Annotated in this window: 7 protein-coding genes; 2 read left to right on the top strand and 5 right to left on the bottom strand. The window is 40.9% G+C overall.

Translation table 11 applies throughout. The features are described from left to right. Positions 1-166: 166 nt before the first annotated feature. Positions 167-1,984 (bottom strand): acyltransferase family protein, encoded by a 1,818-nt coding sequence (locus ADH90_RS07930; RefSeq protein ID WP_049530780.1) that lies wholly within the window; start codon positions 1,982-1,984, stop codon positions 167-169. A 132-nt stretch (positions 1,985-2,116) separates the two neighbouring features. Beyond that, complete coding sequence (tgt, locus tag ADH90_RS07935) at positions 2,117-3,259, bottom strand: tRNA guanosine(34) transglycosylase Tgt (RefSeq protein WP_016466286.1); 1,143 nt, start codon at positions 3,257-3,259, stop codon at positions 2,117-2,119. A gap of 417 nt (positions 3,260-3,676) precedes the next feature. On the opposite strand from tgt, the gene ADH90_RS11415 reads away from it, so the two are divergent. Next, a complete protein-coding gene (locus ADH90_RS11415) occupies positions 3,677-3,826 on the top strand; it encodes a hypothetical protein (protein ID WP_001030863.1) in 150 nt (49 codons plus the stop codon). Between the two features lie 141 nt (positions 3,827-3,967). Next, positions 3,968-4,147 carry a hypothetical protein gene (locus ADH90_RS07940; RefSeq protein ID WP_001233347.1) on the top strand — a complete coding sequence of 60 codons (180 nt, stop codon included), beginning with the start codon at positions 3,968-3,970 and terminating at the stop codon, positions 4,145-4,147. A gap of 82 nt (positions 4,148-4,229) precedes the next feature. On the opposite strand, the gene ADH90_RS07945 is transcribed toward ADH90_RS07940, so the two are convergent. Genes ADH90_RS07945 through ADH90_RS07955 form a run of 3 tightly spaced genes read right to left on the bottom strand, consistent with a single transcriptional unit; the run spans position 4,230 to position 6,290 of the window. Further along, a complete protein-coding gene (locus ADH90_RS07945) occupies positions 4,230-5,201 on the bottom strand; it encodes an N-acetylmuramoyl-L-alanine amidase family protein (RefSeq protein ID WP_049530783.1) in 972 nt (323 codons plus the stop codon). Continuing rightward, a complete protein-coding gene (locus ADH90_RS07950) occupies positions 5,201-5,620 on the bottom strand; it encodes a phage holin family protein (RefSeq protein ID WP_049530784.1) in 420 nt (139 codons plus the stop codon). The genes ADH90_RS07945 and ADH90_RS07950 overlap by 1 nt, the downstream gene beginning before the upstream one ends. A gap of 10 nt (positions 5,621-5,630) precedes the next feature. Beyond that, a complete protein-coding gene (locus tag ADH90_RS07955) occupies positions 5,631-6,290 on the bottom strand; it encodes a hypothetical protein (protein ID WP_049530786.1) in 660 nt (219 codons plus the stop codon). Between the last annotated feature and the right edge of the window lie 128 nt (positions 6,291-6,418).

Below are 6,418 nucleotides of genomic sequence, written 5' to 3' on the forward strand. Positions count from 1 at the left end.
AGCATAGAGATTGCCATAGTTGGTCCAAACTGCCTAAAGAGATAACAACCCATAGCAAGAGGATATTGGCAAAGGGAAGAGAGATAAACTTAGAGAATGATTGAGTTTCTAAGACATACTTTCTAAAAAGAAAAAGTAGAGAAAGGTCATCTCTACTTTTTAAATATTATTTTGACTTCACAGGCTTATCTGCCAAGGCCTTGATAGCTGATGCTATCGTTTCTGCGTAGAGCTTAGCTCCCTCTTCTAGTTTGGTATTATCACTTCCAAAGTGAACCTGGTCTGTTCCTTTCCAAATGTCTGGATGATCTTTAGATACCTGATTCCAGTCTGCAACCTCAATGTAAGGATACTTTTGAGCTACTTCACGCACATAGCTAGCATACTGTTCTACATAAGGCTGAGTTGCTTGAGTTTTATCCCCTTCATAAGGTGTCACAAGTACAAGCTGATGGCCCTTAGGTAGATTTGTTATCAAAGAATCGATATCAGCCTTATAATCCTCAGGGTTATTCACTCCAGTAGCAATAACGACTATTTTAGGGAGGACTTTATTCTGACTGCGGTTGAGCATAATAGCATTGGCTTGCTTGGTATTTCTGCTGACTTGACCATCTGTCTGAGCGTCTGGTAGAACCTCTTTTAGTCCAGGTGTTGCACGCAAGGTTACAGAATCTCCGATGATGGATACACCATCGGCAATATTGTAGCGACTTGCTTCTGCTTGATCCGCCATGGTTTTTGTACGGGTAATATTAGTTTGAGCTTGATTGAGGCCATTTACCATCAAATCCGTTTCAAAAGCACCGACTTGGGGAGCTATGAGCATCACAATCAGTGTCAGTAAGCTAAGGAAACCGACGCTACCCGCAAAAATTGGTTGAATATGCGGAATTTCTTTTACCTTTTGCAATAAGCTACTGTTCTTCCCTGCAATGAAAGGTTCAATCACATAGAAAGAAAGGCTTGCAAAGAGATAAGAGAAGATAGTGGTGAGAATCACAGCTGGTAGATTGCTCATCAACTGAGAGAAAATGATATAAAACGGCCAGTGGAAAAGATAAACGGCATAGCTGGTGTCAGCTAAGAAGCTAATTACCTTTGGCTCTTCAATCGTCGGAGTTTTCTCATGCAAAAGTCGTGCTGCAACGATCATCAGAAGAGCAGCTAAACTTGCCAACAAGAAGCCAAGTAAGTAGGCAAAGAGATAATTGAATTTCACGAAGAAGGTCAATAAGAGTAAAAGTCCGAGACCAGCTGAAAAGACTAACAAGGTCTGTTTCAAGTCCATGATTTGATTCAAACGTTTGAGAAGAGGTGTCGTATGACGGACCCCTATCAAGGTAGCTAGGACACTACCTAGGAAGAATGGATAAACATGAGTTAGACTTGAAAAGTAAAGCGTTGAGTAGGAAGAAACGATAAAGCTACCAATAAACATTGAAAGGAAGCTAACAACAAAGGTAATTGAAGATAGTAGAAAAACCATTCCCCGTAGTTGCCCACCTGTTTTGGCTTGCTTAGACATGAGCCAAACTGCCAAGCCCCACAAGATATAGTAATGAACTTCAACCGCTAAACTCCAGTTGTGAACAAAGAGGTGAGGGATAAATTGAGATTCATAACTTCCTCCTGTCAGCATTTCATAGAAGTTAGTCATAAAACCAAGGACACCAGCAATCTGACCACCGATTCCTGCCACATAATCCTGTCGAACCAAGAAAGTAAAAGGCATAACGACCAGGATCATCAAGACGACTGGTGGAAAAATCCGATAGAAACGTCTCCTGAAAAATCCTAGGATATCAATCTTACCTTTTTGTCCAAATTCTTCTAATAAAAGTGACGTGATTAGGAAACCTGAGAAGGTGAAGAAGACGTCAACCCCGAAGAAACCTCCTGGAAAAACCGTCTGAAAGAAATGGTACAAGAGTACCAAGAGTAAGCCTGTAATCCTGATCAAGGAAAACCATTTAATACGCATACGAGTTTATTCTCCGCTCATTAGAGTAGTAAAAAAACTATCTAATGTTCATTCCATACTACCTTTATTTTATCAAAAAAAGAAGAAAAATCCTAAGAGAAAACTTAGGATTTCAGCTTTAGATTAATAATCTTAGAAATTACGACCTGATTTATTGTAGCCATATTTTTCAACAAAATGCTCACGGAATTCCAAGAGATTGTCATCCATAATAGCCTGACGGACCTGCTTCATGAGATTGAGCAAGAAGTAGAGGTTATGGTAACTTGTCAAGCGGATACCAAAGGTTTCATCAGCCTTGAGCAAGTGACGAAGGTAGGCACGTGTGTAGTTCTTACATGTGTAGCAATCGCATTCAGGATCAAGTGGGGTAAAGTCCTCAGCAAACTGGGCATTCTTGACAACCAAACGTCCTTGGCTAGTCATACAAGTTCCGTTACGAGCGATACGAGTCGGCAAGACACAGTCAAACATATCGACCCCACGAATAACCCCATCAATCAAGCTATCTGGTGCTCCCACTCCCATCAAGTAGCGAGGTTTATTTTCAGGAAGGAGTTGAGTGGTGAAGTCCAAAACTGCGTTCATCTCTTCATGAGTTTCTCCAACTGCCAACCCTCCGATAGAGTATCCTGGGAAGTCCATGCTGACAAGGTCCTGAGCTGATTGACGGCGAAGATCTTCAAATCCTGCACCTTGTACAATCCCAAACAAACCTTGGTCATGTGGACGACGATGAGCTTTTAATCCACGCTCTGCCCAACGGCTGGTACGTTCGATTGATTTCTTCACATAATCATAAGGCTGATAAAATTGAGGACATTCGTCAAAGGACATCATAATGTCTGAGCCTAGATTGTTTTGGATAGAGATGGCTTTTTCAGGTGAAAGGAACATCTTGGAACCATTGAGGTGATTCTTAAACGTTACTCCTTCTTCTGTGATATTACGGCTATCCGCTAGAGAGTATACTTGGAAACCGCCACTATCCGTCAAGATAGGTTGGTCCCAGTTCATGAACTTATGAAGCCCACCTGCTCGAGCAATCAACTCATCTCCAGGGCGAAGCCACAAGTGATAGGTGTTGGATAGGATAATCCCTGAACCCATCTCTTTCAATTCTTCTGGTGACTGCGTCTTGACCGTTGCCTGAGTCCCTACTGGCATAAACATAGGCGTTGGGAAGGTGCCATGGGGTGTGATAATCTCACCCAAACGAGCTCCTGTGTGTTTTTCTTTTTTAATCAATCGATATTTGATTGGCGAATCTGACATTTTTTACCTCCGAAGCTGGGAAAGACAGCCCCAGTTCTTACTTTGTGCCCAAGGGCATACTGTATGATTCTATCAAAAAAAACAGGAACTGTCACGAACTATGGTATAAGAATTTTGTGTTTACAATTGATTTCCGTTGCTTATCGTTAGTTGAGTTTTTGCTTATTTTTATTTAAAATTATTTCCATTGATTACCGTCATTTTTTTAAATCGTATTCATCTTCGTATTCATTTTCATACCATGTTTGCCCGTATAGTTGAGAAGATTGCAATTTAACTCTAATAGTTTACAAACTCCCCGACCTCTGGACAAGGTCTATTTTTTTTGAAAAAAAGTAAAAAACTTTATCAAAACGCTTGACTTCCACGGTGTACCGTGATATAATATAATCAAGATAAGGAAAGGAGGTGAGGAAGTTGAACAAAGAAGATTGGCTTAGGTTACTTGAAAAGGCGATAGACAATATCCCTGAAACAGTAACTGCTATCGCAAGTCTAGTGACCGCAATAACGGTCGCTAGGCAAAACAAAAAGCGTAAACCGAAATCCCGTCAAAGAAAAAGGTAAACGCTAAGAGGTTGGGGCGAAAGCCCCTCACACCTCTATTTTATCAAATGAAAAGAGGAAAAGCAATGGTTAGTGCAATAGCTATTTTTATAATTGCAATCAATGTATATATCTATTTAAAAAATAAAAAGGACAAATAATATGAGAAAAGTTATTCAAGAATTACTTAACAGTTCTATTTCTACATCTGCTATTTCGCAAGGCGCTGGAGTTCCGTGGACTACTGTTTCTGATCTCAGAAAAGGAAAAACAAGCATGGACAAAATGGCCCTTCTCACAGCAGAAAAACTTTATGAATTTGCTACAGCTGATAAGCAGTGATTTCGGTCACTGCTTTTATTATTGCAAACAAAAAACCGCAAGCCTAGGCCTGCGGTTAGTGTAATCTATTTTGAAATTCTTCCTATTGTTGCTTTTCTTCTTTTTCCTTGTCAACTACCGTGATAAGACCATCTGGTTCAGTTTTGAATGCTGGATCTGTATGAAGTTCACCGTTTGCCTTCAGATAGTACCAGCCATCACCAGACTTGATAAATTTTTTAGATAGCATATAACCATCTTTTTCTTCCATAAAATACCAGGTTTCACGGTATTTCACCCAACCTGTAGCCATACGACCATCTGACTTGAAGAAATACCATCGATGGTTGAGGAACATCCAGCCTGTGACCATTGCGCCACGTTTGTCAAGATAGAACCAGTCTTTACCATCGTTGAACCATCGATTGATTAGGCAATAGCCACGATCATCAAAGTAGAACCATTCGTTGTTGATTTGCTTCCATGAGTTTGTAGGATAAGAACCATCTGACTCCTCCCACCACCAGCCAGTGCCGTTACGCTTCCAGCCTGCTTCAGATAAGCCGCCTTCGATATCCTTTTTAAACTGCTCACGGCTGATGCCCCATTTGGCCAAGTAAGGATATGGATCTACATGGTCGGAGTAGTTTCGAGGTTGATTATAGGTGCAGTATTGATGTGTCTTGATGCCTGCTAGACTGTCAGAGTCTAACGTTTTAGGAATCCCTGCTTCATCGGCAAGGTTTCGCAAAAGCTCAACATAGAGCTTATAATCACGCATGAACTCTTCTTTTGTGCTGTGGCTTTCAATCAGCTCAACTTGGCCGTATCCTTCAACGTTCCAGCCACCTCCTACGTCGTATGCCCCCATGTCTGTATACCAGGTCTGCATCACACGGCCGTTACCTACAACGTGTGAGAAAAATCCTGAATCAACAGGACGGCGCATGTGGTAGTCTGCTTCATTTTGTGCCGTTGAGTTCGGGTTCCCTGTTGAATGCGCATGAATTTGTCTGTATGGTTGTTCCCCAACTTGTGGAAGGTCAGTTCTTAGTCTACTTGTATCAATATCCATTATTGTTCTCCTTCGTTCTTATCGTTTTTATCGCCAGATAAACGCTCAAATGCCTTAATAATAGGCTGGAAGATAGTCACATTACCTTTCAACTTACGGTAATTTTCGATTAGCGATTGGAAAGTAAAAAGCAAATATCCGAGATAAATCGAATACAAGAATGCAAAGCCTGTTTTTTCAGGTAGCAAGATAGACATCGGAATCAATACCATCAACAAGAGGACACCTAGAATCTTTCGAATCAAGCCGTTAATACCAATCTTACTCTTGTATTCAATTTCTGGATTTGCAATTGCTGCAAACGTCCCTGATGCAAAATCTACGATTTCTAGAATCACAATTAAGCCTAAAGCATACAATACCAAGCCATCTTCTGTTTGAATCAGGCTTCTAAAAAAGTTAAACAATTCGATTTTCATATATTCTCCTTTACTGAACAGGTTTTGTCTCTAACTCATTAGATGTTTGAGTCTGTTTGTCGTTTTTTGTTCCATCCCACTTCCAAACGGCAAGTAAACCATTTTGAGATGGTCCACCTTCAAGTTGCTTGATAGATTCGCCTTTGTAAGTAAAAACCTGATTTGTCTGAATCAAGACATGCTTGCCTTCGCCATTCAATTCAACGTGTTCAGGATCTTCAATCACAAACATATCACCCGGTTGATAGACCTTGCCTTCCTCAACAAGTGGGAAGAGTTCGACAAGTTCCTTGTAGGTTGTACCGTAGGCGATTTTTTCTCCCATGATAGAATCTTGAGCCATGACACGCACTACTTTGTCGATTTTATTTGCAAGAGCAGAAAGTCTGTCCTGCTCGTTCTTGTTTTGAGCAATCTGTTGCTCAGCTTGTTCAAGCTTATTCTGCGCCTGCACAATTGCAGAGCTTGGGTCCAATTCAGACTTGAGAACATCCAGTACCGCTTGAATCAAGACATCTTCTGATTCATTTGTACGGTCTCCAGGGAATGATCGTGAGTTAGTGCTATAGCGGTTTCCTTCTGATAATTGAATTTCTACCACGGTCTCAACATTGGACCCAGAAATTCTTAAGTACGGTTTTGTTGATAAGTTGTAACCATTGATTGCCATGTCTATTCTCCTTTGTCGGCTGGTTTAGTTTGTTCATCAAGCAGAGCTTCCAGCTCATCCACTCGTGCTTGAAGTCTTTGATTTTCAGCCAATTGTTCTTCCAGCTGAATGCTCAAGAGATTATTTGC

Origin of the sequence: Streptococcus pseudopneumoniae (genome assembly GCF_001073085.1) — a bacterium.
Taxonomy (GTDB): Bacteria; Bacillota; Bacilli; order Lactobacillales; family Streptococcaceae; genus Streptococcus; species Streptococcus pseudopneumoniae_M.

What these genes read in the sequence shown, in the direction of transcription:
- ADH90_RS07945 (WP_049530783.1), bottom strand. Translation starts at nt 5,201, where the DNA reads ATGGATATTGATACAAGTAGACTAAGAACTGACCTTCCACAAGTTGGG.
- ADH90_RS07955 (WP_049530786.1), bottom strand. Translation starts at nt 6,290, where the DNA reads ATGGCAATCAATGGTTACAACTTATCAACAAAACCGTACTTAAGAATT.
- ADH90_RS07950 (WP_049530784.1), bottom strand. Translation starts at nt 5,620, where the DNA reads ATGAAAATCGAATTGTTTAACTTTTTTAGAAGCCTGATTCAAACAGAA.
- ADH90_RS07930 (WP_049530780.1), bottom strand. Translation starts at nt 1,984, where the DNA reads ATGCGTATTAAATGGTTTTCCTTGATCAGGATTACAGGCTTACTCTTG.
- ADH90_RS07940 (WP_001233347.1), top strand. Translation starts at nt 3,968, where the DNA reads ATGAGAAAAGTTATTCAAGAATTACTTAACAGTTCTATTTCTACATCT.
- tgt (WP_016466286.1), bottom strand. Translation starts at nt 3,259, where the DNA reads ATGTCAGATTCGCCAATCAAATATCGATTGATTAAAAAAGAAAAACAC.